Origin of the sequence: Janthinobacterium sp. SUN128 (genome assembly GCF_030587275.1) — a bacterium.
GTDB lineage: Bacteria > Pseudomonadota > Gammaproteobacteria > Burkholderiales > Burkholderiaceae_D > Janthinobacterium > Janthinobacterium lividum.
Genome location: NZ_JAPWHY010000001.1, coordinates 4,206,661 through 4,233,102, shown reverse-complemented (window position 1 = coordinate 4,233,102; position 26,442 = coordinate 4,206,661). Strand labels below are relative to the sequence as shown.

The 26,442-nt window shown below is 54.6% G+C and carries 25 protein-coding genes; 7 read left to right on the top strand and 18 right to left on the bottom strand.

What is annotated here, in order from left to right; genetic code table 11:
- Nucleotides 1–89 precede the first annotated feature (89 nt).
- Nucleotides 90–770 carry a tRNA (guanosine(46)-N7)-methyltransferase TrmB gene (trmB, locus tag O3297_RS19140; RefSeq protein WP_305049445.1) on the top strand — a complete coding sequence of 227 codons (681 nt, stop codon included), beginning with the start codon at nucleotides 90–92 and terminating at the stop codon, nucleotides 768–770.
- 147 nt (nucleotides 771–917) lie between these two features.
- Nucleotides 918–1,937 carry a UDP-glucose 4-epimerase GalE gene (gene galE / locus O3297_RS19135; RefSeq protein WP_305049444.1) on the top strand — a complete coding sequence of 340 codons (1,020 nt, stop codon included), beginning with the start codon at nucleotides 918–920 and terminating at the stop codon, nucleotides 1,935–1,937.
- 141 nt (nucleotides 1,938–2,078) lie between these two features.
- Here galE and O3297_RS19130 read toward each other — a convergent pair whose 3' ends face one another.
- The 7 genes from O3297_RS19130 to O3297_RS19100 all read right to left on the bottom strand — a co-directional run bounded on the left by O3297_RS19130 (nucleotide 2,079) and on the right by O3297_RS19100 (nucleotide 9,828).
- A complete protein-coding gene (locus tag O3297_RS19130; protein WP_034785857.1) occupies nucleotides 2,079–3,365 on the bottom strand; it encodes a Glu/Leu/Phe/Val dehydrogenase in 1,287 nt (428 codons plus the stop codon).
- Nucleotides 3,366–3,527: 162 nt separating this feature from the next.
- Nucleotides 3,528–4,505, bottom strand: coding sequence for a LysR family transcriptional regulator (locus O3297_RS19125; RefSeq protein ID WP_070281717.1), 978 nt, complete (start codon nucleotides 4,503–4,505; stop codon nucleotides 3,528–3,530).
- Nucleotides 4,506–4,549: 44 nt separating this feature from the next.
- Complete coding sequence (locus O3297_RS19120) at nucleotides 4,550–5,044, bottom strand: hypothetical protein (RefSeq protein WP_034785860.1); 495 nt, start codon at nucleotides 5,042–5,044, stop codon at nucleotides 4,550–4,552.
- On the bottom strand, nucleotides 5,044–6,867 hold the full coding sequence (gene recQ / locus O3297_RS19115; protein ID WP_099389180.1) for a DNA helicase RecQ: 1,824 nt from the start codon (nucleotides 6,865–6,867) through the stop codon (nucleotides 5,044–5,046). The genes O3297_RS19120 and recQ overlap by 1 nt, the downstream gene beginning before the upstream one ends.
- A gap of 6 nt (nucleotides 6,868–6,873) precedes the next feature.
- Nucleotides 6,874–7,719 (bottom strand): undecaprenyl-diphosphate phosphatase, encoded by an 846-nt coding sequence (locus O3297_RS19110; protein WP_092607358.1) that lies wholly within the window; start codon nucleotides 7,717–7,719, stop codon nucleotides 6,874–6,876.
- 156 nt (nucleotides 7,720–7,875) lie between these two features.
- On the bottom strand, nucleotides 7,876–9,024 hold the full coding sequence (locus O3297_RS19105) for an MFS transporter (RefSeq protein ID WP_305049443.1): 1,149 nt from the start codon (nucleotides 9,022–9,024) through the stop codon (nucleotides 7,876–7,878).
- A gap of 33 nt (nucleotides 9,025–9,057) precedes the next feature.
- Nucleotides 9,058–9,828, bottom strand: a complete 771-nt coding sequence (locus O3297_RS19100) for a DeoR/GlpR family DNA-binding transcription regulator (protein ID WP_305049442.1) — start codon at nucleotides 9,826–9,828, stop codon at nucleotides 9,058–9,060.
- A gap of 229 nt (nucleotides 9,829–10,057) precedes the next feature.
- Here O3297_RS19100 and O3297_RS19095 point away from each other — a divergent pair, with 229 nt between their 5' ends.
- A complete protein-coding gene (locus O3297_RS19095; protein WP_305049441.1) occupies nucleotides 10,058–11,041 on the top strand; it encodes a DUF5655 domain-containing protein in 984 nt (327 codons plus the stop codon).
- Between the two features lie 19 nt (nucleotides 11,042–11,060).
- Here O3297_RS19095 and O3297_RS19090 read toward each other — a convergent pair whose 3' ends face one another.
- From O3297_RS19090 to O3297_RS19040, 11 genes are all read right to left on the bottom strand, one after another.
- Entirely contained in the window at nucleotides 11,061–11,342 is a 282-nt protein-coding gene (locus tag O3297_RS19090) for a YkgJ family cysteine cluster protein (RefSeq protein WP_305049440.1), read from the bottom strand.
- A 70-nt stretch (nucleotides 11,343–11,412) separates the two neighbouring features.
- On the bottom strand, nucleotides 11,413–12,282 hold the full coding sequence (locus tag O3297_RS19085; RefSeq protein WP_305049439.1) for a head GIN domain-containing protein: 870 nt from the start codon (nucleotides 12,280–12,282) through the stop codon (nucleotides 11,413–11,415).
- A 539-nt stretch (nucleotides 12,283–12,821) separates the two neighbouring features.
- Nucleotides 12,822–13,052 (bottom strand): hypothetical protein, encoded by a 231-nt coding sequence (locus tag O3297_RS19080; protein WP_305049438.1) that lies wholly within the window; start codon nucleotides 13,050–13,052, stop codon nucleotides 12,822–12,824.
- Between the two features lie 466 nt (nucleotides 13,053–13,518).
- Complete coding sequence (locus O3297_RS19075) at nucleotides 13,519–14,448, bottom strand: reverse transcriptase family protein (RefSeq protein ID WP_305049437.1); 930 nt, start codon at nucleotides 14,446–14,448, stop codon at nucleotides 13,519–13,521.
- Between the two features lie 201 nt (nucleotides 14,449–14,649).
- Entirely contained in the window at nucleotides 14,650–14,946 is a 297-nt protein-coding gene (locus O3297_RS19070) for a hypothetical protein (protein WP_305049436.1), read from the bottom strand.
- 4 nt (nucleotides 14,947–14,950) lie between these two features.
- Nucleotides 14,951–15,805 (bottom strand): hypothetical protein, encoded by an 855-nt coding sequence (locus tag O3297_RS19065; protein ID WP_305049435.1) that lies wholly within the window; start codon nucleotides 15,803–15,805, stop codon nucleotides 14,951–14,953.
- Nucleotides 15,806–16,251: 446 nt separating this feature from the next.
- Nucleotides 16,252–16,740, bottom strand: coding sequence for a 3'-5' exoribonuclease (locus tag O3297_RS19060; protein ID WP_305049434.1), 489 nt, complete (start codon nucleotides 16,738–16,740; stop codon nucleotides 16,252–16,254).
- Nucleotides 16,741–17,273: 533 nt separating this feature from the next.
- Nucleotides 17,274–18,371, bottom strand: coding sequence for a TniQ family protein (locus O3297_RS19055; protein WP_305049433.1), 1,098 nt, complete (start codon nucleotides 18,369–18,371; stop codon nucleotides 17,274–17,276).
- The gene (locus tag O3297_RS19050) at nucleotides 18,368–19,321 is read right to left on the bottom strand and encodes an ATP-binding protein (RefSeq protein WP_305049432.1); all 954 of its coding nucleotides are present in this window, start codon (nucleotides 19,319–19,321) and stop codon (nucleotides 18,368–18,370) included. The genes O3297_RS19055 and O3297_RS19050 overlap by 4 nt, the downstream gene beginning before the upstream one ends.
- A 3-nt stretch (nucleotides 19,322–19,324) precedes the next feature.
- Nucleotides 19,325–21,229 carry a DDE-type integrase/transposase/recombinase gene (locus O3297_RS19045; protein WP_305049431.1) on the bottom strand — a complete coding sequence of 635 codons (1,905 nt, stop codon included), beginning with the start codon at nucleotides 21,227–21,229 and terminating at the stop codon, nucleotides 19,325–19,327.
- A gap of 977 nt (nucleotides 21,230–22,206) precedes the next feature.
- On the bottom strand, nucleotides 22,207–22,434 hold the full coding sequence (locus O3297_RS19040; RefSeq protein WP_305049430.1) for a DNA-binding protein: 228 nt from the start codon (nucleotides 22,432–22,434) through the stop codon (nucleotides 22,207–22,209).
- Between the two features lie 291 nt (nucleotides 22,435–22,725).
- Here O3297_RS19040 and O3297_RS19035 point away from each other — a divergent pair, with 291 nt between their 5' ends.
- From O3297_RS19035 to O3297_RS19020, 4 genes are all read left to right on the top strand, one after another.
- Nucleotides 22,726–23,079 carry a helix-turn-helix domain-containing protein gene (locus O3297_RS19035; RefSeq protein WP_305049429.1) on the top strand — a complete coding sequence of 118 codons (354 nt, stop codon included), beginning with the start codon at nucleotides 22,726–22,728 and terminating at the stop codon, nucleotides 23,077–23,079.
- A gap of 86 nt (nucleotides 23,080–23,165) precedes the next feature.
- Entirely contained in the window at nucleotides 23,166–24,485 is a 1,320-nt protein-coding gene (locus O3297_RS19030) for a hypothetical protein (RefSeq protein WP_305049428.1), read from the top strand.
- A gap of 38 nt (nucleotides 24,486–24,523) precedes the next feature.
- Nucleotides 24,524–25,405: a DNA adenine methylase gene (locus O3297_RS19025; protein WP_305049427.1), complete on the top strand. Its 882-nt coding sequence runs from the start codon at nucleotides 24,524–24,526 to the stop codon at nucleotides 25,403–25,405.
- Between the two features lie 39 nt (nucleotides 25,406–25,444).
- Nucleotides 25,445–26,332, top strand: coding sequence for a DUF6602 domain-containing protein (locus O3297_RS19020; protein ID WP_305049426.1), 888 nt, complete (start codon nucleotides 25,445–25,447; stop codon nucleotides 26,330–26,332).
- The last annotated feature ends 110 nt before the right edge of the window (nucleotides 26,333–26,442 follow it).

The window sequence follows — 26,442 nt, the reverse complement described above, 5'->3', positions numbered from 1 at the left end:
TTCGCTGGCGCCTGGCTTGATGCGGCGCAGCCACTTATTTCTCCATTCCCATGTCTTCTGATACCCCAGCAAACGGCCCGGCGCGGCCGATGATGTACGATCCGACCGAACACCGCATCCGCAGTTTCGTGACCCGCGCGGGACGGCTGTCTGTCGCGCAGGCGCGCGCGCTCGAGACTCTGGGGCCGCAGTTCCTGTTGCCTTTCGCCAAAGAACCAATGGACTTCGAGCAGGTGTTTGGCCGTAAGGCGCCCGTGATCCTGGAAATCGGTTTTGGCATGGGCGCGACGACTGCGCATATCGCCAAAGCCATGCCGGAGAAGGATTTCATTGGTGTTGAAGTGCATACGCCCGGTGTCGGCAGCCTGTTGAAGCTGATCGGCGAAGAATCGCTGACGAATCTGCGCCTGCTGCAGCACGATGCGGTGGAAGTGCTGACGCACATGATTCCGGCCAATTCGCTGGCCGGCATCCACGTTTTCTTCCCCGATCCATGGCACAAGGCGCGCCACAACAAGCGCCGCCTGATCCAGTCGCCATTCGTCAAGCAATTGACCGATCGCCTGGCGCCGGGCGGCTATCTGCATTGCGCCACCGATTGGGAAGATTACGCAGTGCAAATGCTGGAAGTGCTGGGCGCCGAGCCGCAGTTGCACAATAGCGCCGACGGCTATGCGCCGCAACCGGCGTATCGTCCCCTGACCAAGTTTGAAAACCGTGGCTTGAAGCTGGGCCATGGCGTGTGGGATCTGATGTTCATCAAGAAATAACCTGGCGGTTTGCCCACCTGTGCCGTTTGCACGAGAATAAGCCTGCCGCAGCGACGCCGCAGGCTTTTTTAATGCGCGCTATCGTGCGCTGGCTAGGCAAGGTGGGCGAATTACGGTAATCTTATCTTTTTTGCATTGATTGATATTATGTCCAAGAAAATACTCGTGACCGGCGCATCCGGTTTCATCGGTTCGCATACCTGTGTCGAATTGCTGGCTGCCGGTTTTGATGTCGTTGCAGTGGATAATTTGTGCAATAGCGCGCGCGAAGCGATGGCGCGCGTGGAGCGCATCTCCGGCAAAAGCGTGCCCTTCTATGAAGCAGACGTGCGCGACCGTACTGCGATGGCCGCCGTCCTGCGCGAACACGCCATCGATGCCGTGATCCATTTCGCGGGCTTGAAGGCCGTGGGCGAATCTGTGGCGCAGCCCCTGATGTATATGGACAACAATGTAACGGGCACTGTGGCCCTGCTGGAAGTGCTGGCGGCGGCGAATGTGAAGCGTTTTGTATTCAGCTCGTCGGCCACCGTGTATGGCGATCCGGAAGCCTTGCCGATCCTGGAAGCGTCGCGCCTGTCCGTCACCAACCCCTACGGCCGCTCGAAGCTGATGGTCGAGCAGATCCTGGCCGATCTTGTGCATGCCGATGCACAATGGCAAGTCGGCGTGCTGCGTTACTTTAATCCGGTCGGCGCGCATGCCAGCGGCTTGATCGGCGAAGATCCAGCCGGCATTCCGAACAACCTGATGCCCTTCATCGCCCAGGTGGCCGTGGGCCGCCGGGAGCGCCTGGCCGTGTTCGGCAACGATTACGATACGCCGGATGGCACGGGTGTGCGCGACTATATCCACGTGGTCGACCTGGCGCTGGGCCATGTGGCCGCATTGAACCGGCTGTTTTCCACCGAGGGCGGTTTTACCGTCAACCTGGGCACGGGCCACGGCTACAGCGTGCTCGATACCGTGCGCGCCTTCGAAGCGGCCAGCGGTCGCCAAGTCCCGTACGACATCGTGCCGCGCCGCCCCGGCGACATCGCCAGCTGCTATGCCTCGGCTGACAAGGCGAAGCAATTACTGGGCTGGCAAGCGCAGAAAAACATCGACGACATGTGCCGCGACCACTGGCGCTGGCAGCACCAGAACCCGCAAGGCTACGCGGCGTAAACAAGCCCGGCAGATACAAAAAATCCCGCTCACACGCAAGTGTGGCGGGATTTTTTTAGAGCGCCATCAACCGAATGGCGCCTGAAAAATGCCCGGGGCTAGGCGAAGCAATAACGCCCTGGGCTTTTTCTCAGGCAGCCATTAAGGATACAGGCCGCGCACTTCACGAGCCTGGAGAACACGCGTGCATGCCAGGATGAAGGTGGCGGTACGCATCGACACTTTCTTCTCTTGCGACACTTGCCATACCGCGTCGAACGCTTCGCGCATGATGCGGGTCAGGCGGCTGTTGATTTCTTCTTCCGTCCAGAAGAAGCTCGAGAAGTTCTGTGCCCACTCGAAGTAGCTGACGGTCACGCCGCCGGCGTTGGCCAGTACGTCCGGCACGATCAGCACGCCGCGGTCGGTCAGGATGTCGTCCGCTGCCGGCAGGGTCGGGCCGTTGGCGCCTTCCAGGATGATCTTGGCGCGGATGACTTGTGCGCGTTCAGCCGTGATCTGCTGTTCCAGCGCGGCCGGGATCAGGATGTCGCAATCGATGCCCCAGAAATCTTCGCGCGGCACGAATGCCTCGGCGCCCGGGAAGCCTTCGACGCTGCCCACTTCGGCCACGTGTGCCAGCAGTTGCGGGATGTTCAGGCCGCCGGCATGCACCACGGTGGTCTTGTGGTCTTGTACCGCGACCACTTTCGAGCCGGCTTCAGCGAACATGCGTGCAGCGACGCCGCCCACGTTGCCGAAACCTTGCACGATGACTTTTGCGCCTTCGAGCGACATGCCGACCTTGGCGGCCGCATCGCAACCGACGACGAACACGCCGCGGCCCGTCGCATCGCGGCGGCCCAGGCTGCCGCCCAGCGAAATTGGCTTGCCCGTCACCACGCCGGTCGACATATTGCCGCCGATCATGGCGTAGCTGTCCATCATCCACGCCATGACTTGTTCATTCGTGTTGACGTCCGGCGCCGGGATATCCTTGTTCGGTCCGATGATCATGCTGATCTCGCTCGTGTAGCGGCGGGTCAGGCGTTGCAGTTCGTTGCGCGACAGGGTCTTCGGATCGACACGGATACCGCCCTTGGCGCCGCCGTATGGCACGTTGACCGCTGCATTCTTGACCGTCATCCAGGCCGACAGGGCCATCACTTCCGACAGGGTCACATCCTGGTGGAAGCGCACGCCGCCCTTGCCAGGGCCGCGCGACAGATTGTGTTGCACGCGGTAGCCTTCGTAGTGGGCAATGGTGCCGTCATCGCGCTCGATAGGTACGTCGACCGTCAGGATGCGCTTTGGACGCTTCAGCGTTTCCACCCAGCGCGACAGGTTGCCCAGGTACGGCGTAACGCGGTCGATCTGCTCGAGGTAGACGCCCCATGGGCCAAGGTCTTCAGGATTCAGGTAGGAAGGAAGTGCGTGCTTGCTGGTCATGCTTGATAAGCTCCTGGACAATACGAATACGTTAGAGGCACAGCCGATATGCAGCTGCGCGCAGCGGAACCGCATCGTAGGCGATAGCCTCATGCCCCGGCCAATGCTTTGTGCGCATCCGGTTATGCATTTATTGCATAGTTGTGTTGCCAGGATTGCCAGTCAGGACCGGACGGCCTCGGTGGCGCGTTTGCGGCGCTTGCCCATGCGCGCCTTGCCATCCTGCGCCTGCACCAGGTATTGCCACAGGCTTTCGACGATCTGCTTGCCGGGACGCAGGCTCGATGGGCGTTCGCGGTACAAGCGGATTTCCAGCTCGATTTCCCAGCCTGGCGCGCCGCCATCGGCGCGCGCCAGGTGCTTGTATTTGACGTCGCGCATGACGGCCGACTCGGGCAGGAAGGCGATGCCACGGCCTTCCAGCGCCATCATTTTCAAGCCTTCGGCCATGTCCGTTTCATAGCAGGTTTCCAGGAACAGGGGCGCCTTGGCGTCTGCCACCAGCAATTCCACCATGCGTCCCAGATAGGCGTTGCTGGTGTAGGAGAGGAAGGGCAGCGGCTCCTTGGCGCTGCCGGGCAGGACGAAGTCAGGCACCTTGTCCTGGCCGCAGCGCGCATACGCGCGCAGGGTTTCGCGGCCCATCACCAGCATGTCGTAGCGGCCCGGATCCAGCTGCACCGGCTGGCGCGGATGGTGATAGCACAGCAGCAGGTCGCAGCCGCCATCGACCAGTTGCAGCACGGCGTCGTGCACGTTCAGCGCCATCAGGCGGCTGTTGATCGGCGCAAAACCTTCTTCCAGCGCCGTCAGCCATTTCGGCATGAAGGTCAGCGACAAAGTATGCGGCACCGCGAAATCGACGCTCGTTTGCGTGGCCGCGCGCTTGCCGCGCAACAGGGCGCGCACGCCGTTGATTTGCCCCAGCATTTCCAGCGCCTGCTCGTAGAATACGGCGCCGGCCGGCGTCAGTCGCGTGGGATACGAGGTGCGGTCGACCAGGTCGATGCCGAGCCAGTTTTCCAGCGACTGGATGCGCCGCGAAAAGGCCGGCTGGGTGACGTGGCGCAGGGCCGCGGAACGGCTGAAATTATGCGTTTCAGCGAGCGAGATGAAGTCTTCCAGCCATTTGGTTTCCATCGCGGCAGCATTCCGTTATCAAGGGCAGAGGCAAGGTAAAGTGGTCAGGGCGTATCGGGCGATGCCGCCGGCTGGTAGAGGGCGGCGGGCAGGCCGAAGAAGGACGGTGGGCCCAGGGTCGTGCCTTCGAGCGAGCCGCCCGCATTCAACGCCTTGTTGATGGCCGACAGCAAGGAGCTGCGGCTGGCCAGGTTTTGTATCAGCGCGCGCGGGCCGTTGTGGAAGGTATGCTGGGCGATATCCGCGGCGACGACAAAGATCGGCTCGCGGCGCAGGGGGAACTCCACCCACTCGCCGTCCTCGTCCTGCGCGCAGAAGGTATCGGGCAGGGTCATGTTGTCGGCGCCGGGCAGGTGCGACACCAGCACCAGGCCGAAGGCTTCCGGCACCACGTCGGCCAGGCGGCGCACGGTGAGATCGTCCTGCACCAGTAACCGTACTTGCGCTTCCACCGCGTCTTCGGCGTCGGGCTGGGCGCCGAGAATTTTCACGGCCTGATAGATCAGGTCGGACGAGAGTGCTTCCATCAAATCTTCCATCAAATCATCTCCAGGATCATGGCGACGATTTCGTCGCCGTACGAGGCCAGTTTTTTCTCGCCCACGCCGCTCACGCCGCGCATCTGCTCGAGCGAGGTGGGTTTGGCCTTGGCGATTTCGCGCAGGGTGGCGTCGACGAAAATGACGTAGGCGGGCACGTTGTGCGTGCGCGCCGTCTCCACGCGCCACCAGCGCAGCTTGTCGAAGATCGCCTGTTCGCTGGTGGACAGGTCCGTCTCGACATAACCCTTCGCCACGCTGGTGCTGCGCTTGCTGGTTTTCACCGGTTTCTGGTATTGGCGCAGCTGCACCTTCTGGCCGCCCTTGAGCACGGGGCGCGAGGCGTCCGTCAGTTTCAGCGAGCTGTATTGTTCATGGTCGACCGAGACGAGGCCCAGCGCGATGGCCTGGCGCAGGATAGCTTTCCACTCCGCCTCGCCCAGGTCCGAGCCGATGCCGAAGACGGACAGTGCATCGTGGTGCCAGGTCTTGATGCGTTCCGATTCCACGCCGCGCAGCACGTCGATCACGTGGCCGCCGGCGAAACGCTGGTCGACGCGGTAGATGGCCGACAGCAGTTTTTGCACGGGCACCGTGCCGTCGAAGGACACGGGCGGCACCAGACACGTGTCGCAATTGCCGCACGGCGAAGCCGGTTCGCCGAAGTATTCGAGCAATCGCATGCGGCGGCAGCTTAGCGTTTCGCACAGGCCCAGCATGGCGTCGAGTTTCACGCCCAGCACGCGCTTGAAGGTGTCGTCCGCTTCCGATTCGTCGATCATGCGCCGCTGCAGCACCACGTCCTGCAAGCCGTACGCCATCCAGGCGTTGGCGGCCATGCCGTCGCGGCCCGCGCGCCCCGTTTCCTGGTAATAGCCTTCGATGCTTTTCGGCAGATCCAGATGCGCCACGAAGCGCACGTCAGGCTTGTCGATACCCATGCCGAAGGCGATGGTGGCGACCATGACGATGTTTTCTTCGCGCAGGAAGCGCGCCTGGTTGGCGCTGCGCTTGGCGTACTCCATGCCGGCGTGATACGGCAGGGCGCGGATGCCGCTCTGGTTCAGGAATTCCGCCGTCTCTTCGACTTTCTTGCGCGACAGGCAGTAGACGATGCCGCAGTCGCCCGCGTGTTCCGTGTTGATGAAGTCGAGCAGCTGCTTGCGGCCATTCGCCTTTTCCACGATCTGGTAGCGGATGTTCGGACGGTCGAAGGACGAGACGAACTGGCGCGCGTCTTCCAGCTGCAAACGCAGGGCGATCTCGGCGCGCGTCTGCGGGTCGGCCGTGGCCGTGAGCGCGATGCGCGGCACGTCCGGGAACTGCTCGTGCAGCACCGACAGCTTGATGTATTCGGGGCGGAAGTCGTGGCCCCACTGGGCCACGCAATGCGCCTCGTCGATGGCGAACAGGGAGATCTTCGAGGCCTGGAACAGGTCCAGGCAGCGCTGCGTCATCAGGCGCTCGGGCGCCACGTAGACGACGTCGATGCCTCCCGTGCGCACCAGGCGCTCGATGCGGCTCGCTTCTTCGTAAGTCTGCGTGGAATTGAGGAAGGCGGCGCGCACGCCGACTTCTTCCAGCGCATCCACCTGGTCCTGCATCAGCGCGATCAGCGGCGAGACGACGACGCCGACGCCGTCGCGCAGCAGGGCGGGAATCTGGTAGCACAGCGACTTGCCGCCGCCGGTGGGCATCAGTACCAGCGCGTCGCCGCCGTGGCTGACGTGGTCGACGATGTCGGCTTGCTGGCCGCGAAAGGCCGGGTAGCCGAAAACGGTTTGCAGCAGGTGCAGCGCGCGCTGATTAAGATCTTGATTCATAGTGCCTTATTCTGCCCAAACAACCCAGCCGTAGTGGGCGCTGGCCAACACCAGCAAGCCGAACACAATGCGGTACCAGGCAAAAAACGTGAAGTCGTGCGAGCTGATATAGCGCAGCAGCCAGCGCACGCACAGGAAGGCGGAGATGAAGGCGGACACGGTGCCCAGGCCGAACAGGGGCACGTCGGTGGCCGACAGGATGTCGCGCGCTTTATACAGCGAGTAGAAGGTGGCCGCCAGCAGGGTCGGGATGGCCAGGAAGAACGAGAATTCGGTGGCCGTCTTGCGCGACAGGCCCAGCAGCATGCCGCCGATGATGGTCGAGCCGGAACGGCTGGTGCCGGGGATCAGCGCGAACGCCTGCGCGCAGCCCACTTTCAAGGCGTCGAACGGCGTCATTTCATCGACCGAGTTGACGCGCACGGTGACGGGATTGGTGCGCGCGCGCCGCTCCACCAGCAAAATCACGATGCCGCCGATGATGAATGCCATGGCGACCGGTACTGGCTTGAACAGCGCGTGCTTGATCATCTTGCCGATGGCCAGGCCGATGATGGCCAGGGGCAGGAAGGCGATGGCCACGTTCAGCACGAACTTGCGCGACTTCGCTTCGCTGCCGAAGGTGGTCAGCACGTTGCCGATGCGCTGGCGGTATTCCCAGCACACGGCCAGGATGGCGCCGGCCTGGATGGCGATCTCGAAGACATCCATGACTTCTTTCGATACATCCTTGGTAAAGTCGAGCAGGCTGCCGGCCAGGATCAGATGTCCCGTGGACGAAATCGGCAAGAATTCGGTAAAACCTTCGACCAGCCCCATGATGATGGCTTTTAACGCAAGAATGAGATCCATAGATGTATAAACGGGTATAAGTGGCAGGATGGGGTGACCGCGTGGCGCCAGCAATGTGCGCGGGGTCGAAGCTTACCATGCCGGAGGCCCGTCGAGCCGATTTGGGCGCTGGCGGGCAGCGGTTTTTTGCCGCCGCCCGCCAGGCAAGGGGAGGGTTCAGGCAGCCTGTTTTGCCGGCGCCACCAGGCGCGCGCTGGCCGCCACCAGCAGCAGGGCGGCGCCCAGCATGGAGAAGGCGATATTCAGGCTGGTGGCGTGCGCGACGAAACCGATGACGGCCGGGCCGGCCAGGATGCCCGCGTAGCCGATGGTGGTGATGGCCGCCACCGCCAGGCTGGCCGGCATGGCGTGCTGCTGGCCTGCCGCCGTGAACAGGATGGGCACGATGTTCGCCGCGCCCAGGCCGATCAGCACGAAGCCGAGCATGGCCAGGCCGGCGTGCGGCGCCAGCACGGCCAGGAAGAAGCCTGCCGCTGCGCACAAGCCGCCGAAAGTAAGCACCCGCTTGCCGCCAAAGCGGCTGACCACCTTGTCGCCAGTAAACCGGCCTACCGTCATGGCGATGGCGAAGGCGGCGTAGCCGAGGCCGCCCTTGGCTTCTTCCACGCCGCGCGTGGTGGTGAGGAATAGGGCGCTCCAGTCGAGGATGGCGCCTTCGGCCAGGAAGACGATAAAGCACAGCAAGCCGATGAAAATGACGGCGCCATGCGGCATGACGAACAGCGGCGTCTTTTCGCCGGAGGCGGACGCCGTCGGCAGCAGATGGCCTTGCGCCGCGCCCAGCACGCCGCACAGCAGCAGCATCACCACCACGCAGGACCAGGCAGGTGTCAGGCCCAGCCACAGCAGCAGGGCCATGCAGGCCGCGCCGGCGAAGCCGCCCACGCTGAACAGGGCATGAAAGCCCGACATCATGGCGCCGCCGTTGGCTTTTTCGATGATCACGGCCTGGATGTTGATGGCCACGTCAAACGTGCCCATGGCCGCGCCGAATACCAGCAGCACCAGGCCCAGCTGCAGCGGCGTGGCCGCCAGCGCCAGGCCTGGCAGCACGGCGGTCAGCAGCAGGCCGGCGCCAACGATGACCTTGCGGCAGCCAAAGCGGCTGGTGAGCATGCCCGTAAACGGCATCGCGCACAGCGAGCCGGCGCCCAGGCACAGCAGCAAAATGCCGAGGGTGGCTTCATCGAGGCCCAGGCGCGACTTGGCGTAGGGAACCAGCGGGGCCCAGGCGGCCATGCCGAGGCCGGCGGCGAAGAAGACCAGGCGCGTGGCGCGTTGTTGCAGGGTGCCGGTGAGATGCATGATGGAACTTTTCAAAGGTCGGGGTGGATAAAATCAGGCGCGGGCGCGCAGCACTTGCACGCCCAGCCGTCCAAAGGCGGCCACGTGGGCTGCGTCGGCATCGGCTTCCAGCACCAGGTGCTGCAGCAAGCCCGTGGCCAGCACGCCGAAGGGCGCGGCGGTGCCCAGCTTGTCGCTGGTGACGGCCACCACCACCGCCTTGCTGGCGCCGGCAATGCTGCGCTTGAACTCGGCCTCGTCGTAGTTGAACGCCGTCACGCCCGCGTCCGCGTCCGCGCCGCAAGCGCCGAGGAAACACAGGTCGGGATGCATGCGCTCGACGGTGCGCAAGGCCTGTGGCCCCAGGCTGGCGCCGGCGCGGCGGTCGACCCTGCCGCCAGCCATGATGAGTTCGATTTCCGGGCGTTCCATCAGGGCCATGGCAATGGCTGGCGCATTGGTGACGACAGTGAGCGCCAACTCTGGCAACGCGCTGGCGATGGCCAGGTTGGTCGAGCCCGCATCGAGAAACAGCACCTGGCCCGCGCGCACGAGGGACACGGCGGCCTGCGCCAGGCGCGCCTTGCGCTCGGGCGCTTCTTGCTTGCGCTGGCTCAAGGTGCCGCCATCGGGCGCCAGCGGCAGGGCGCCGCCATACACGCGCTGGCACAGGCCGGCCGCCGCCATCTCGCGCAAGTCGCGGCGTATTGTATCTTCGGAAACGTCGAGCTGGCGGGCCAGATCCAGCGCCAGCACGCGGCCATCGGCGTGCAATTGTTGCTGGATCAGTGCGTGGCGTTGTTTGAGGAGCAGAGTGGCGGACATGGGGTATATTGAAACGTGCAGGAATGTGCATGAATATACGCAAACGTGCAAAGTGCGTCAATGTTTACTTGCTGCAGGCATCGTGCTCAGGATAGGAGCAGGCAGGGACTGCCCACGGCAGTCCTGTCACAAATGAATTTGCAAGAAAGATAAATTTACGTTTATGCTCATCGCCGATATCGTGATGCACCTTGGTGTTTGCTTGCCGAGGAATAAGGGAAACAGGCGGATGAGCGACATTAAACTTTTCAAGTTGGCCCATGGCCAAGCCCAGGAACTGCAAGGTAGCGCATCGGACCTGGAAAAACCATTGCAAACCTTGATTGAGGCAAACCTCGATACTTTGCTAAGCATCCGTTTTCTGGCGAGCGAGTATTCGACCGGAAAGACGCATGCTGGCCGCATCGATTCCCTTGGATTGGATGAGAACAATTGCCCGGTCATTCTTGAATACAAACGGTCGGTTGGCGAAAATGTGATCAATCAAGGTTTGTACTACCTGGATTGGCTGATGGACCATCAGGCAGACTTTAAACTGCTGGTCCTCGACAAGCTAGGCAAGCTGGCATCGGAGGCCATCGATTGGAGCGCGCCGCGGGTGATTTGCATTGCGGCCGACTTTACCAAGTTTGATAGCCATGCCGTCCAGCAAATAGGCCGGACGATCGAACTTATTCGCTATCGCCGATTTGCAGAGGATCTGCTTCTTCTTGAATCCGCAAGCGCCGGCATGGATCCCGCAACAAAGAAAGGCCCCGCCAAGCGCCAGACATCGGTGCCAGCCAGCTTGGAAACAATGGCGGCTGGGCCCGCAGATGGGGGTACGCACAAGCCGACGGGACCAGACAGGGCATTTGTAGAAATCCTGGCAGGTCTGTCGGAGTCCATGCGTCAGTTGCTGGCCTCGCTAGAGGATTACACGATGTCGTTGGGGGATGACGTTGAGCGTAAGGAGCTGCGCCTGTACTTGGCTTTCAAACGGCTGAAAAACTTTGCGACGGTGGTGATACACAAGAAGAATTGCCTCGTGCTCTATTTGCACATCGACCCGGCGCCCGTCTTGCACGTCTTGCCAAAAGCGCGCGACGTGAGCGCCATCGGGCATTGGGGGACGGGTAATCTGGAGATCAACATCAGCACGCTCGCGGAACTGGATGCTGCAAAGCCGTACATTTTTGCCGCGTATGCAGGTCGGAGTAGCGTGAAAACGTAGTTACTGGGGGCCTATGCCTCTATCCGTTGTGCGGCGCTGTTGCCTGTTCCAGCTCGGCCAGCCAGCGGATGGCATGTTCGCGGCTGCTGCCGCACATGTCTGCCGATGGCTGCAAGCCGCCGCAAAAGGCGGGCCGCTCCGGCTTGCCAAAAATATTGCAACGGTTGTCGTCAGCCAGCTGGATGCAGCGCACGCCCGCCGGTTTTCCATCCGGCATGCCGGGAATCGGGCTGGTGATGGACGGTGCGGTGCAGCAGGCGCCGCACGAGGGGCGGCATGCCAGGGTGGCAGATGGTGACATGGGATTTCAGACGGGCGGGTGAGGAGCCGACAGTATAGCAAGCCGGCTCCCATGCGTCGCCAGGGCGCGATTAGCGCACGATGCTGACGCGCTTGCCCGACAGGGTGCGGCGGGCCGGGTCGCCATGCACGGTGATGCGGCCGGAACCGCTGGCGCGGGCGTTGACTTCATGCTGGACGGTGACGTCGATGTCGCCGGAACCGTTGCTCGCCAGATAGGCAACGTCGCTGCGCAGCGACGCCAGGTTGATATCGCCCGAGCCATTCACGTTGGCATCGAGACGCTGCACGGTGCCGCTGGCGCTGATGCTGCCCGAGCCATTGACGGCCACGTTGATGCGTTCGCCGCGCACGCTGCCCAGCTGGATGCTGCCCGAGCCGTTCTGCACCGCGTCCGTGTTGCCGCTGGCGAGGGCCGCCGCGTTGATGCTGCCGGAACCATTGTTGGCCACGTCGAAGCGTCCCACGCTACCCGACAGTTCGCTTTTCATCGAACCGCGCTGCTCCAGGCTGAAATCGTCGCCATTCAGGCCACTGACCACCAGGCGGCCCGAGCCGGAGATGTTGATCTTCTTCAATTGTGGCGTCGTATAGATGACGTGGATACCATTGCTGCTGCGAATGTTCGTATCGCTCCAGATGCGCAGGGTGTTGCCGTTTACGTCGCTATGGATCAACGGTTGCAGATTGTTGTCCGCTTCGATCACCAGCGATGCCGTCGGGCCGACGCGCACGTCGATCTTGATATCGATGCGCTTCATGTTGTCGATGTCGAGCGCGTTGATGTTGCCGACCTGGCGCATGTCGCGGCTTGCTTGCCCGTTGCCCTGGATGGCATTGCCGCCCGATTCGGCATAGCGCACTTCGCCGTCGTTGGGGTTGATGACGATGGCGCAACCGCCGAGAACAACGGCACAGCACAGGGCCAGCAAGGTACGCATGGTGTTTCCTTTATGATTGTTTTAGTTCAGGACAAGAAAAAAGCCGGCTGCCGCGCCGCGGCTGCCGTGCTGTCGATGAGAAGATAGCAAGGCGGCACGGTGGTTTGAAGGGAAATGCGATGAACTGCGCAAAATGGGGGCTGAAACGCATTCTGGCTCACCCGTTACCGAAGGTCAGGGCGGCAAAGGGCGGTGCCGCCGACCCTGGCGCGGAGGGTACAATACGGGGAGTTGGCAGCCTGGCCAAGTGTCTTGCCGTTGGACGACACATAAGTTTGCACCTGACGTTATGAAAAAACAGGGACTTACGAATTTCGGCGACACATAAATTTGCACTGAACGACAGATAAACTTGCACTACGGTCTGAAAGCGACACATAAGCTTGCACTCTACTAACTGGCCATCCGTTAGGCTATCGCGAAGTGCGCTGGGTACAGCGGCCTGTGCTAACGTTGTTCGACGTGTAAGCACATCAGCATAGTCCACTTACGTGGTAGAGCGAAAGGACGCGAGGATGGCAATTGATCAAAAGATACGTTCATTGTTCTGCTGCATATCCGCTGGCATACAGTTTCAATAGGTTGGCGAAATGACTATGCTGCGGCTTTCGCTGTGCCCTACAAGCCTTGAGCGCACTATCGGAAATTGGATATTTGCTTTGCCTGCGGAGTTGCATGCCGATGCGCTGTATGTCGTGGATGGCGTGCCAGAGGGAATACATGCGGTGCAAAGTCTCGATCAGGCACAATGCGCAAGGAACTTCAGACATACAATAACTCAATGTAGTCTAAAATCGTTCCGTTAAGTTTTTTTGATGGTGTCTTTAAGGCTTCATTAAAGATAAGGGCGCTTAGCCTTACTTTACACATTGAAGATGACGTGTGAACATTCAGTAGTTGGCGAGACAATTTTCTGATAAAAAGGGTATCTTTATCCAGAAATTGATGATTTAAATTCATCAATTGATGAGACAATTTTATGTAAGTTTGTAAGCCGCGAAGTTGAAGCTAACGTCTTCAACAACGGGTAGTTATGAACTACTGTTAGCCACCAAATTGTCTAGCTTTACTAGTTGATTTGCGTGCATTTCCAAGAGTGCATCTCGTAGTTGGACCTAAACGAAAGTTTCCGGCAACGTAAGGGCATAGGCTAGAGCTAACCTGAAGGAAATTTTTCTCATCTCTTATTATGTATTTATTCTAAAAATTCCCATACTAACCATTGTGATTTTAATTTTAAATTAATGCAAGGAAATCTTGATGGCGGGCGCTAAGAAATCTTTTTTTCTCTAATGCAAATTCGTTGGCTGGTTCAATCTGCAACAAATAATTGATCCTGCCTAATACTCGCTCATATACAAACGGGTCTAAATTGGAAATGCCTGATAAATTTTCGGAAAATTTCTCTATCTCGTATATTTGTGCTCGCAGTTTGCGTTTGAATTGCTTAGGTGCCATTAATACTTTTCTAGATATTGAAACGCCCGTAATTATTTTCTTTGAGCCTGCTATTTTTAATTTTGTCTTGCTTTTATTTAAATTGAAGTTTTTTGATTTTAAAATATGCTCAACGATATTCGGTAGCGATCGTGGTATACGATCTCCAGAAAATGCGAGATCATCTGCATATCGAGAATAAACTAAATTTAGCGAGCGGGCCAAGCGAAGAAAACGGTCATCTAAATTCTTGAAGATAATATTGCTTAATATTGGACTCGTGGATGCCCCTTGCGGCAGTCCAGAATCCGATGAACAAAGTGATGAAATAAATCCACAAATCTCATTCTTTATACCACCTTGCTGCAAGCTCTCAAATATCATTTGTCTAGAAATACTAGGGAAAAAATCCTGTATATCTAAGATTAGCAATTCATCATTTTTTACATGGCAAGCCGCATGTAGAACTGCATTAGACTTTTTCTTGTATGCAAAAGCGTTTGAATGGACATCAAAGTCCAATAAAATTTTCTCTAATATTTTTCTTTGGACTAATGCAAGTGAAGGATAAGGTGATGAAATTTTTCGAAATCCGCCAGCACGTTTAGGTATTTGAAAAATTCGATAAAATTTATGTGTGCCAGCGAGCATTGCGGGAATGGTAGATGCAGTAGCATCATCTAACTCTAGCAGGTCAACAAATGAATAATAATCTTGGACATTTTTCATAAAGTAGGAATTTCCCAGTACGGACTATTATTTCACACACAAATTATTCACGTCAGTGAATGAATTTGACTCTGCTTCTGCCCTGGAGGGGCAGAGCCCCGGAGGGGGAGAAGCAGAGTTACATTTATTCAGTGGCTAAAAGCAGCCTGAATAATAAAGGCGGATACACCTTCGATTGCTACTGGGAAATCCCTTGTTGGATCATACACGATTCCCCCCTCTCGTCAAGTGGTTTGGCTCATAGAGATCTAAAACTAAAGGACGCTTTGTCTTCTGGATGCGATTTAGGAAAGCCATCTGTGAATTTGTCAGATTATCGACAATCCGAATATTATATCCAACTTTATCTATTATTGAATTTTTTAATAAAACATCTATAACCCTAAATATTTCAACCGGAGATAGATGATAGGTCTGGTGAAATTCATACACTTCATGCCATTGTTTGTCCTTGAGTATTGATACAAATTCTTTCAGCGGAGTTTCAATGGATTCCATAAATTTATCCTACTCGTTTAAGCAGTGTCTTTAATGTTTTCCCATTTTTTAAATTTGGCCACCACAATATTGGAAATACATTATTTGGACAGTTGTCATTTTCTGCGCAATACAAAGCCTCGCTTTTTCCATAACCAAGTGAAAATTGTTCAATTTTTTTATTTTTATAATTTAAACCAAGCCGTGATTCCAAATTAATCATCACGTCTATCATTTTCTCAGCTTCATCCTTTGGGTAAGTTTCGCTAATCCCTTTGTTTAGCAAAAAATGCGCATAAATTCTTTTCTCTTCGATATTTTCAATATTTTCAAATCCAAATTTCATTGCTGAAAATGCAATATAGTAATAATTTATATTTACAATCGCACGCTTTTCCAGCAAGCTGGCCAGCCATTTCCTCTTCTTTATTAGTTTATCTCCGGAGCCAATAAAATCGTCAAAAATAACTACGTTTTGCCCGTCTTTTATCTTATCTACAGCAGATGGAATGTTCCCTACAAATCGTGCATGCCAATCATCAGCAGGTTCAATCTTATTTTTTAACCTTTGTAAACCGGCTGTTGATCCATCAATTTCATTATTGTTTGCTGCAGCCACAATCCACGTATTATTTGGTACAAGATTCCAATTTTGAATTTTCTGATTAATTCCTCTGCAAGCTAACAATTCTTTTGCTGCATCCAGAATGCAAATTTTGGAAACAAGGCTTTTAACTAAGTTTTGCTCTTCGCGAGTTTCACATAAATTCCATAGCGCTACCATTTCCTCATGTAAATTCATAAGCCATGGCTGAACGGAAAATAAATCCATCATATCTTTAAGAGCTTCTGGCGAAATTTTCACTGCGGCTAATGACATATAAAATTAAACCTTGGTTTGCGGAAAAATAGAAATTATTAAAAATCGTCAAACACTTCCAACTTTAAATAATGGCATAGCATAAAGATAGCATATATGATGGTAAAAAACATGGAAATGTAAAAGCCAACTTTAAGATGTGTTAAATTGATACAAAAATTAAGGCTCTTCGCAGCCTATAAAAATATTTGTTATCTTGAAAAATTTTGCTGCGTTCATGTTCTCAATTTAAGGATATTTCGAAATACCTTCACTTTCCAAGATCTTAAGCGAATAAGTCAGTTAATGTTAAATCGCATAGGATTGCGCATTTCTACACTGCAATCATCCACCACCATTGCCCCTCGTTGCATGATAAAAATACTAGATTGCAAAATTTGCTATTTTTTAAGAATTCCTGAGAAGGAGCCCACGCAACTTTGGCTAAATTCAGCGCTCTTTAGGCATTAGGCGTACTGATTCTTTCTGCCATCTTGCCAAGCAAGCCACCCATGCCGGTGCGCACGCGCATCGTGTAAAGCATGGTGCCATGGCCCATAGCGTTCATGATATCGGATTACGGCATGATGAAATTCAGATGAGTCGATATGCCCACGTAAATCGTAACGGCCGGTCAGGTTCGACGGATATATTCCATCCATCGCGGCAACGAGTAGCTTCCAGTCCGTGATGCTGTCGCACGCGATAGTAACGCTACGAGGCAGCGTTAAGAACCATGATGCCACCTGTGTCCTTAGCTGGGACCGGTCCATAGCCTGGCCAGTCTTGCCAAGCAAAGGCAGCACGGTGGAGTGGACAAACGGATTACACCATTCCACCCGAAAATCTGAGCGTTCCAGATACAACTCATTTTGGCCGTCCTCACCGACCATGCCAATGCTGATGAGGTCACAGTTCACTGGATCGGTATATTCAGTGTCAAGGAAAATTAGCATTTAGTCCCCACATGTAATGTGCAGCATGCTGCACTTTTCTTTGCTACTCATCATCATTGTGCCGTATGCGGCATATCATGGACACCGTAGTAACTAGTAAAATTATCGCGCAGAAACGGCAGAAGCTGGGCGTGCAGCAAGAATTGGCAGATTAAGCGAGCGTCAGCTGGCAGACGTTGTTTGAATTAAAACATGGCCGTAACGATACCAGTGTGCAGTGATTGTTACGAGTTTTTCTGTCGCTGTGAACTACAATCCTATTTTGGAATAATTTTTATCAGATGGTTACATGGACGGATGAAATCCGTCCATGAACTACGCTCCATCCTACTTATTGAATGATTTGTTGCGTTCAGGGAAAAGGTGGGGGCCACACCAATCGAACTCACTTAACGACTCCGCAAGCCGCATTCTTATGTTGCCAAGGTAGAAACCTTAGTTGGCGTTTCGATGTTGTCGAGATCGCTGACTGGTTGACCGCGCTGCGAACGTCACCTCTGTTTTTCATGGCTGATCTGGTAGCGTTGAAGCTTCTAAACTGGCCGAGCCCGTGGTCTAAATGAGCAGTCAGGCACATCAGGGTATAGGTAAAGGATTTCGGTCTGCGAAAATCCGTGTTCTCGCAGTTCTCTTTCCGTTATCGCAATTTTTTGCTGACGACTGCCGTCATCTGGCCAGTTGATGGCACCTCTTGTGATTAGCCGCGTCAGCTTTGCGGGCGGCATCTTCAAAATTATGCAAACTTCGCTCTTGCTTAGATGAGATAGTCGCGACTCCGCTGCACCGATCTGGGTCAGTGGCCACACTTGACTCAAGACTTCCTCACCGAAGCGGTTGAGTGAGGAACTTCCTGATAAAAATGGCAAGAGTTGAATGCGCGGACCCGTAACGGGAATGCGCGGCACAACCTGAGTCGCCACATGTTCGACCGCTGTGACTTCGCTCCGGAAGAATGCGACGGCAACTTCGAGCCGGGCATATTCGTTGGCCGGGCTATCGTCCAGTTCATCGAAACGCTCCAGGGCACTCCAAAATTCAAGCACGCTGTTCACTGCGGCGGCGTCGGCTGACTTCAGCAGTTCTTCTATTGTTTGCATGACCTCAGTGTTTGCCGGCGCACCGTGCATAGTCAGCAAAGAGGTCTGACAATGATTGCATGCGGCGATTTCGCTTCTGCCGATCGATGGAATCCGTTTGCAATGAACGCAATGGTCTACCAATAGGCACTTGTGCCGAATACAGACTGCAAAAGGACGGACCAGCCATTGCTGTCGCCAGTACGGAAGTTCAGTCAAGCAAGCTGCACAAAATGCTCTTGCGTCATCCCGCCGAAAGCAGCGGTCAGGTATCTCAATGGCGTGATATCGGCGCGATGACCGTCTTGATGATGAAGCGCGCTTGAGCGAAAGTGCTGCCGCGTCATCCGTTAGGCCAAGTTGTCTGACGATAGCGACGAATCGACCAGGGTCGATAATTGCAGCCCGCAAACTTGGCTCATTGATTGACATACCGCTCCCGGCAAGTAGCTGATACACAGATGCGTGGCCATTTTCTTTGGCTGCACGTATCAAGATGCTTGCGGCAGTTTCGTCCTTGAATGGGATTGGGCGGAAGAGTAGGCGGTTCGTCATGCGCGCCTCCGCATCGCCGTTGCTAGTGCGCCATGTGATAGCCGAAATGGATTTTCGTTGACGATGCTTGCCTCCGCCGTTGTGCCACAATCCCAGGCAGCAGCAAAATTCTCAAGGGTCACATGTTCTGTACCTGATGTTAGCGCTTCTAGGGCAGCCTGTTTGATCAGCGCGACTACGAAGGATGGAATTCCCCCGGTCGCTGCGTATATTTGCGTTGCACTGTAGAGGCTATCAAATTGAGGGAGTGATGCAAGCACAAGCCGTTGCTTCGCCTTTCTGATCGCCTCATCCATAAATGGGACTAACTCGCCCGGATTGCTTTGATCCCCCGGCATCAGTGGTAACAAGTGAAATCGCATGGGGAATCGGCGTGCTAGCTGACCGTCTTCAGACAGAATCGGTTCGAAGACGGGATTACCCACAAGGCAAAAAGAGATGCCTGTGCGATTTACCAACGTCTTGATCCAGTTGCGGACTTGATTGTTCGTTATCGATGACTGGCTCTTATCGCCAAACAAGTTATGCATTTCATCTGCAAACACCAAGATCGTCTTCGACCTTTCCAACAGAGTGCATAATCGTTCAGTGAGGTATTGCGCTGATTTCCCAGAGGTCGATGCGTTCGCACCGAGCGCGCTAAGCATGCTAGCAGCGACGGATCGGACGGTAGCTGGTGATGGGATTTCAAAATAAAAGGCTGGGACAATCGTCCTTTCAACGTGGGCGTCGCGCTCCATTGAAATCGGCATACGGGCCAGAAGTGCACGGCTCACTGTGGTTTTACCCAGCCCTGCCTCGGCGAGAACCAGACTCCCAACCGGTTCAAGATAATGCCGGGATTTCAAAACGCATTCCTCGATTCCCAGCACTGCCTTCTCGAAAGCAGCGTGCAGAATGATGACTTTATCGAGTTCAGCCACACGTGCTATTAGGCTTTCATTTAGCATGGCCTACTCCGTGTCGAGAGATTTGATCGTTGGAATGACATTCCACCCCGCCTTCGCAGTACTCTGAGGGGCGGAAGAAGGCTGAGGAGCAAGCGTACTTTTAGGACTATCGATCTGCTCGACCCGCTCAAGCTCGCTGCATTCACTGCCGGCCGATTTTGCATCAGTTTTACGTAGCTTGCGACCAACGCCATTGGTCAGCTTACGAAGCCACTTCTTTGCTGCTTCGCTTTCGTGCTGAATTCGCGACATCAGCGTCCAGCGAGCAATACGGTTGGCGTTCGTGCCGAACCGCTTTCTGTCTGCATCGGAAAGTGCCTTTTTGATCTTCATTGCCTCTAAGTGTGCAAACAGCGTTAGATCGTCTGTGTAGTCCGGGTCAGTTGATTCGGCCATTAGGTATTCCCCCCTCAAAGAAGGGTTTTCGAAGAAAACGGTTTGCAGATTCAACTCGTCGATTAAGATCGTGATCTTCGAATTGCCTTGAGCTTCAAGACCAATAAGCGCATGTGAAAAGTAGTGCAGCCCTTCGAACTGAACCCGGCCACCATGGATGGTTCGCTCATATGGGCGTCTTGCCAGAATATCCACCTCTGCAGCGGTTAGTTTCATTGGGCTCATCACACTCGCTTTTTCTTCCCATGCTATGGCTGGAGCACGAAGGGTTCGTGAGTGAACTGTCTTGTGATAAACCTCGTTAATCCACTCGTCGACAAAGGACTTGACTTGCTGAATGGTGAACCGCGCATTTCGACTGGAGTCGTAGTCACCTCGTGCTGCTGGACTAGAAAAAGTCGTGCCCGCCAAGCTTTGTATCAGTGCATTGGTTAAAGTTCTGAAGAAGGATTCCACGTGCGCTTTGCCATTCGGGTCTCGCGACTGTGCTGGCGAAATCGTTATCTTCAACGTACCGCATACCAAGATAAATGCTGAGTTCGCAAATTCGACGCCATTGTCAGGAATGACTAACGACGGGATGCCATACCGGACCAGCATGTCCTTGAGTGCGGCCAGCGCGGTCGTCGCGCTGGGATCGTACATGCTGATGTACGTGCCAACAATGCTCCGGGTGTGCACATCAAGAACGGTAGTAAGGAATGGCCGTCCGAGTACGTCGCCAGTATCAGGATCAACGACCAGCACGTCCACCTTGTGGGTATCCATCTGAACGATTGATAAGCAATTTCGCGCTTCGATTGTTCTCCCTGCTGCACGTGCAATCTTGCTTGCGGCCAGCGGGCCCAACTGCGCACATGCGACTGTATGCGGATCAAGTTGTTTTATCCGTCGTTGAATTGTACGGATAGATGGGAGCGCGACTTTGCTGGCGTGAGAGTCGCAAAGACCAAGCTGTGCAGCTCTGCCGATGACCTGGCTGTGCACAGCATCGCCGCCGCCACGTTCACGTCGCAGGAACTGTTCTTCAATAGCCTCAGAAATTAGTTGCTCGACTTCGACAGCGAAGCGAATTGTCCGATTTCCGCGGCGAGAATATCGCGGCGGGAGGGATTCCTCCTTTCGCTGCTTGAAGTTGGCGATCCAATATGACACTGTTCTAACCGATGGCGGCTTTGCATCGGAAAGGTCCGCGCAAACAGTTCTGATTACCTCAGCCAGCGGTGCCCTCGCGGTGGGATGTGGCAGTGTTCGTATCGCTGCTTCAATATAACGATATTTTATGATGCTCGCATGGCTACTGTACGTGTTGATAACTGCGTTGGTCGCGTCGCTGACATCAAGCGATCCTTGAATTTGCAGATCAAGAAATTTCGCATATGGCATCCGGTGGACTTGCCCGCCCGCACTGCTTGAGTAGCGAACCGTACCATCTGCTATGAAGCTAATTTCGAATTTTGCACCGTGGATGGAGAATCGTGTTCCCAGTTTCGGTTCAACAACGGATTTCATCGAGCACCTCGCGATTTGAATGCATTGTCAGTCGGTTGAATGAAAGACCACTGCTGATGAAAACTCAGAAAATCGATTATTTGCGCGGGTAGCCCATGTAGCGCCATCAGTTGATAGGCTGCGTCAAACGTACAGTTAGCATTGTGTGCAAGCAGCGATCTTGCGATGTCGGTCTGCGCTTGAGAGAAAGCTTGCAGGTGGCCGCGCGCGTAACGTTGTAGTAGCTCTTCCAATACCGGCGGGCTCGGTAAACTGTGTATGTCGATTAATCGAAAGCCGACGCCTGCTTGGCCCAGTACGTCTCGCATGAACGTGAACCGCTCCACGTCAGCTTTGGGAAGATGTTCGATAGATGGCTTTACCTCATGGACCTCGATTTGGCCACAAGTCGTCCGAATCAAGAAATCTGGATGTGCGAATCCTCCGCTTGGCAAGCAGACTCGAATTGCCTGAGTTCTATATTCCTGAACACTTGGAGAGCGTTCGAGAACTACCGCGTATGCAAGTTCGAGTCGACTTTCCAGCGGGATACTGCCCCCGCATTTGGTACTTGGAAATAGTGCAGTTCTTCTGCCCCTCCCACCCTGTCGGATTTTTCGGTCACCATGAAGGATACGGGCAAGGCTTGGCTGCTTTTGGAAAGCTTGGGCTATTTGAATAAGTAGATCAGCAGATGCCACTTGGGGCATAGGGTACTTCTGCGAAGCGACCCCGGATGGTGGAGTACGGCGTTGGTCGTAAAAAATTCCAGACATAGTTATCTTCCGAGAAATAGGTTGCACGGTACCGTTGCCCGCATGGGCGTACGCTACCGCGACGCGCCATCAAAAAAACGAAGGCGTGACTTGACTCTGGGTTGCATTCGGAAGAAACTACGGGTGCGAACCGTTGTGAGTGTCTTTCGATACTGCAACCGCAGGCGGACCCGAGAGGGTCCGTTTGTGTTTGGGCGGATAGGTTTGCTTCTTTAGTTCCTCCTATTCTTGATAACGGCTTGTTGAAAAATCAAGATCAGGCTCTGTAATTCCATTCTTCATGCCCAAACGTACAGCGATAGTGTGACTTTTCCCGCGCGAAGGAACGCTGTGGCCTCGCAGCACTTGATACACCAAAGACGGAGTGAATCCATTCTGTCTTGCCCACTCGGCAACAGAGACGCCGCGAAACCTGAAGTCTTGCAGTACGTCGTTAGCGGTGCGGTTCATAGATGTGCTCCAGTTTCTTGCTCAGTTGTGAGGAAACATACACGTTTATGAAAGTGCGCGCAAGTCATTGATTACATTGGACTTGTTGGATTCCTGTCGATGTATTTTTCTTACATTTCGACAGAATTGCATCTCATATCTCGCAAGATTGGTATCTGGATGGTGCTTTGTAATTTGTTGCAATCGGTCTCTACGAGCGGAATTGGCGTTTTGTTGATGAAACCGCTATGAGCCCCCTTGAACGTGCTCTGATTGTTCGATTGACGTTTGAATTCGGTCATCGCATCTTGCATGTTTGACCGTCCTCATCATCAACACATCGCTAAATTTCTCGCCTCCCTAAACGCAGATTTTCTCGCCCAACCTGGTTGCTATTTCGGTGTTGGAACGGCCATCGTTCTTTCCTTGAATGAATACAGGGAGTCGGTTGTCGTTGACTTCCTGTGCAGCTCGAAAGACGGCCACCGGACCTTGCGCAACACGATCACGAATGCGTCGCTTGGCGATCGGACGTACATCAGTCAAGTGGAGCGGTGCGTAAGCAACCCGTCCCTGTTAGTGCTGTGTAAAATTGCAACAGTGTTAGAAGTGGACATGCAGGAGTTATTTAACGTACCCGTACTGCTGAACTTAGTTTGCACTTGAGTTGACCCATCGAAGTATGAGAATTAGAGATTTACTATTTATAAAATATTAATTACAATACTTCGAAGAAATATTTCCGAGGAAGAATGATGGAAACTAGCGATGTGCGTGTTGGTCTTATTTATTTGGACCGGGACAATCCAAGGCACGAGCCAATGGAAGGTGATCCAGAATTGATCACCTATCTGCTTCATCATGAAGGTGTGCGTGCCCTAGCAAAAGATATTGCTACGAAGGGCAGCTTGAACCCATTGGATATGTTGGCGCTTGTTCCTCACCCAAAGATAAAAGGTTCTTTTATTCCAGCAGAGGGAAATCGCCGAGTTTGCGTATTGAAGCTGCTCGAAGACCCGGACCGCGCCCCTACTGAAGCCGATAAGAAATATTTCCGCAGCCTTCGCGACATGATGCCGAAGCCGATCAAGCTTATCGAAGCCCGCATTTTCAAGAACAAAGCGGAGGCCAGACCGTGGGTCTCGATCCGGCATGAAGGCGAGCAAGGCGGGATTGGTACTAAGAAATGGGACGCAAGGCAAAAGGCCCGCTTCAATATGGAAGGTGGCGAGCGTACAAATCCCAATGCACAAGCTACCCAAATTGTTGAGTATGCCGTAGAGAGCGGCCTAATTACCGAGGACGACAAGGCGAACATTGCCCTCACTACCCTCACACGGTATCTGACCAATCCCGTGTTCCGCGACACAGTCGGACTACAGAACAATCGCGACTTGAATATTACGGTCCCTCAGGATGAGTTTGACCGGGCCGTTACTCGCTTTCTACGCGATGCTGGTGACAAAGACTCTGACGTTAGCTCACGTTCATCGGCGGAAGAGCGCAAGGCCTACGCCGCCAAACTGCGCAAAGATGGCGATGCGCCGACGACTCGCGGCCTGCCTGCTACACCTGCTGCTGCTGCTTCCACCGGCGGCAAAGCTGAATCATCGACAAAGCCAAAAAGAAACAATCGCGGCAGAGAACACGACAAAACTGTGATACCTGCGTCGTTCAAGTCCCATATCAGCAAGGACACGGTACTGAAACGCATCTACGATGAACTGCGCACCCTAGATGCCGAGTTTGCCTTCAGCGCTGCCTACTTGTTACGGGCCTTAATAGAGCAAACTTGCACGCTGTACTTAAAGCAGGAAAACAGGGGGAGAGCGCTACCGAAGGAACTGCACCAGAAAATCGAAGCGGTGGAAAAACAGCTGGAGGCCGAAGGGATTGAGGATCGAGTTCGCAAGAACCTTCGCGTCATGTCAAGCAAAAAGGATTCAACGGCCTCTCCTGATACGCTGGGACATTTCGTGCATGGCGGCGCGATTCCATCTAAGCACGACGTTTTCCGCACTTGGGACAACATCTCCGAGGCGTTTGCGTACATCTACACCAAACTAAAATAGTGCTGGCCAAGGGAGCTAAATTTCGCTAGCATAACGCTATGCCAACGACAGACACCCCCCTTCGCTACCCTGGCGGTAAGAGCCAGCTGATCCCTTTCGTCATTGAGCTGATGCGTACCAATGACCTGTTTTATGGTCACTATGCGGAGCCGTTTGCTGGCGGAGCCGGAATCGCCGTCAAATTATTGCTGGACGACTACGTCTCGCGTATTTACCTGAATGACTACGACCCAGCCATCTACGCCCTTTGGCACAGCATCACCAATAAAACGGACGAATTGTGTACTCTCATCCAAAGCACTGAGGTCACCATCGACGAGTGGCATCGTCAACGCGAAGTCTATTTCTCGAAGACGAGAACGTCGACTCTGAAGAAGGGTTTTGCAACGCTATTTCTGAATCGCACGAACAGGTCAGGCATCATCAAGGCCGGGGTGATCGGCGGCCTCCAACAAAAGAGTGAATATTCCCTTGATTGCCGGTTCAATAAACTCGACTTGGTGCGCAAGATTCAGCGCATTGGTACTCGCCGAGAGCAGATCGTGCTGACGAACCTTGATGCTTCGGAGTTCATCTCACAGATCGTACCAACAACAGGCAAGGATACGCTGGTCAACCTCGACCCGCCTTATTACGCGAAGGGGCAGGACCTCTACACCAACTTCTACAATCCTGAAGACCATGCGCAACTTGCGAAATCAATCGCAAAGATCAAACGGCGTTGGATGGTGACCTACGACGACACGCCGGAAATCCGTAAGCTTTACTCGCAATACCCGACATTCACCACACAGCTCAACTATTCAGCCCAAGTCAAGCGCATGGGAACTGAACTACTTGTATTGGACCCAAAGCTGCATGCCCCAGCATCGATCTGGGCGCTGCAGATTCCCCAATCCGAATTGGCGATGGCTTCCTGATACCGGCGTCTACGCCTTATTCGTTATGGACGAACGCAGATGAGAAAGAACGAGACGACGTCTGCTGTGCAAGGCTACTTTCGCGCAAAGCGAAAGGAATTGATGGCCCTTGCGGAACTCCCCGTTTGCAATCATTCCGGGCTAATTGGCGGACATCGTGAACAGATCTACAGAGCCTATCTGGGAGACCTGCTGCCCCGTCGGTATTCCGTAGGCCGAGGGATGGTCTACGATATTCTAAAGCGCAGCAAAGAGGCCGACATAGTAATTTGGGACTCAAGTAACTTCCCCTCTCTCCCTCTGTTGGACCACTCCTTTTTCTTTGCAGAGTCTGTGAGGGGCGTCATTGAATGCAAGAGTAATTGGAGTGCCGAGGAATTTCAGGATGTTCGTGAAAAAAGCGCGGCGATTAACGCGATCGCGCCGCTGAAAGATCCGACTCTTGACGACGCAGTCGAGACGCTGGATGCACGCGTTTCAGCTATTGAGTATGGGGTAGCGTATCAGGGAACGTTGCTCGTAAAACATCAAATCGGCAGCGCGGCGATGTTCTTGGGAGGTGGAGGGAGCCTCACGCCTGAAAAGTTACTGAAGCTTGCGGATGAAGAGAGACCAATCGATCAATGTTGGCCGCATGTAATGGTCTTTTTGGAAACTGGGCTCTTGGTAATCAAAGACGAGATAGATGGAGAAGGATGTTTAGAATTTTTTAAGTTCGGTGATGACGTCCTCCTCGCGTTTTCAATCGCGCTGATGAAGTTAGTTGAAGACAGGGTCGTCCATAGTGAGGCCCGGTTTCTACTAGAACGGTACGCAATCCAAATCCTCGAATGGCAGCCAATACATGTCCAAAAGTTCCCGTTGACGAGATTGGCTGTAGGGCGGCGGCATTTCACTGAGCCTTATCCGAATGAGTCGGATAATTAAGCAGCAACTGCATTCGCGGTTATCAAATTGTTAGCGTATCCCTGAAGCAAGTTGTATCATGCCAACATAAATTCCGTATTTCATCTGTTGGCACCAATTCGATTTCGATA

Coding starts and splice junctions, on each gene's coding strand:
- trmB (WP_305049445.1), top strand. CDS start 90: ATGATGTACGATCCGACCGAACACCGCATCCGCAGTTTCGTGACCCGC.
- galE (WP_305049444.1), top strand. CDS start 918: ATGTCCAAGAAAATACTCGTGACCGGCGCATCCGGTTTCATCGGTTCG.
- O3297_RS19130 (WP_034785857.1), bottom strand. CDS start 3,365: ATGACCAGCAAGCACGCACTTCCTTCCTACCTGAATCCTGAAGACCTT.
- O3297_RS19125 (WP_070281717.1), bottom strand. CDS start 4,505: ATGGAAACCAAATGGCTGGAAGACTTCATCTCGCTCGCTGAAACGCAT.
- O3297_RS19120 (WP_034785860.1), bottom strand. CDS start 5,044: ATGGAAGATTTGATGGAAGCACTCTCGTCCGACCTGATCTATCAGGCC.
- recQ (WP_099389180.1), bottom strand. CDS start 6,867: ATGAATCAAGATCTTAATCAGCGCGCGCTGCACCTGCTGCAAACCGTT.
- O3297_RS19110 (WP_092607358.1), bottom strand. CDS start 7,719: ATGGATCTCATTCTTGCGTTAAAAGCCATCATCATGGGGCTGGTCGAA.
- O3297_RS19105 (WP_305049443.1), bottom strand. CDS start 9,024: ATGCATCTCACCGGCACCCTGCAACAACGCGCCACGCGCCTGGTCTTC.
- O3297_RS19100 (WP_305049442.1), bottom strand. CDS start 9,828: ATGTCCGCCACTCTGCTCCTCAAACAACGCCACGCACTGATCCAGCAA.
- O3297_RS19095 (WP_305049441.1), top strand. CDS start 10,058: ATGAGCGACATTAAACTTTTCAAGTTGGCCCATGGCCAAGCCCAGGAA.
- O3297_RS19090 (WP_305049440.1), bottom strand. CDS start 11,342: ATGTCACCATCTGCCACCCTGGCATGCCGCCCCTCGTGCGGCGCCTGC.
- O3297_RS19085 (WP_305049439.1), bottom strand. CDS start 12,282: ATGCGTACCTTGCTGGCCCTGTGCTGTGCCGTTGTTCTCGGCGGTTGC.
- O3297_RS19080 (WP_305049438.1), bottom strand. CDS start 13,052: ATGTCTGAAGTTCCTTGCGCATTGTGCCTGATCGAGACTTTGCACCGC.
- O3297_RS19075 (WP_305049437.1), bottom strand. CDS start 14,448: ATGAAAAATGTCCAAGATTATTATTCATTTGTTGACCTGCTAGAGTTA.
- O3297_RS19070 (WP_305049436.1), bottom strand. CDS start 14,946: ATGGAATCCATTGAAACTCCGCTGAAAGAATTTGTATCAATACTCAAG.
- O3297_RS19065 (WP_305049435.1), bottom strand. CDS start 15,805: ATGTCATTAGCCGCAGTGAAAATTTCGCCAGAAGCTCTTAAAGATATG.
- O3297_RS19060 (WP_305049434.1), bottom strand. CDS start 16,740: ATGCTAATTTTCCTTGACACTGAATATACCGATCCAGTGAACTGTGAC.
- O3297_RS19055 (WP_305049433.1), bottom strand. CDS start 18,371: ATGACGAACCGCCTACTCTTCCGCCCAATCCCATTCAAGGACGAAACT.
- O3297_RS19050 (WP_305049432.1), bottom strand. CDS start 19,321: ATGCTAAATGAAAGCCTAATAGCACGTGTGGCTGAACTCGATAAAGTC.
- O3297_RS19045 (WP_305049431.1), bottom strand. CDS start 21,229: ATGAAATCCGTTGTTGAACCGAAACTGGGAACACGATTCTCCATCCAC.
- O3297_RS19040 (WP_305049430.1), bottom strand. CDS start 22,434: ATGAACCGCACCGCTAACGACGTACTGCAAGACTTCAGGTTTCGCGGC.
- O3297_RS19035 (WP_305049429.1), top strand. CDS start 22,726: ATGTTTGACCGTCCTCATCATCAACACATCGCTAAATTTCTCGCCTCC.
- O3297_RS19030 (WP_305049428.1), top strand. CDS start 23,166: ATGATGGAAACTAGCGATGTGCGTGTTGGTCTTATTTATTTGGACCGG.
- O3297_RS19025 (WP_305049427.1), top strand. CDS start 24,524: ATGCCAACGACAGACACCCCCCTTCGCTACCCTGGCGGTAAGAGCCAG.
- O3297_RS19020 (WP_305049426.1), top strand. CDS start 25,445: ATGAGAAAGAACGAGACGACGTCTGCTGTGCAAGGCTACTTTCGCGCA.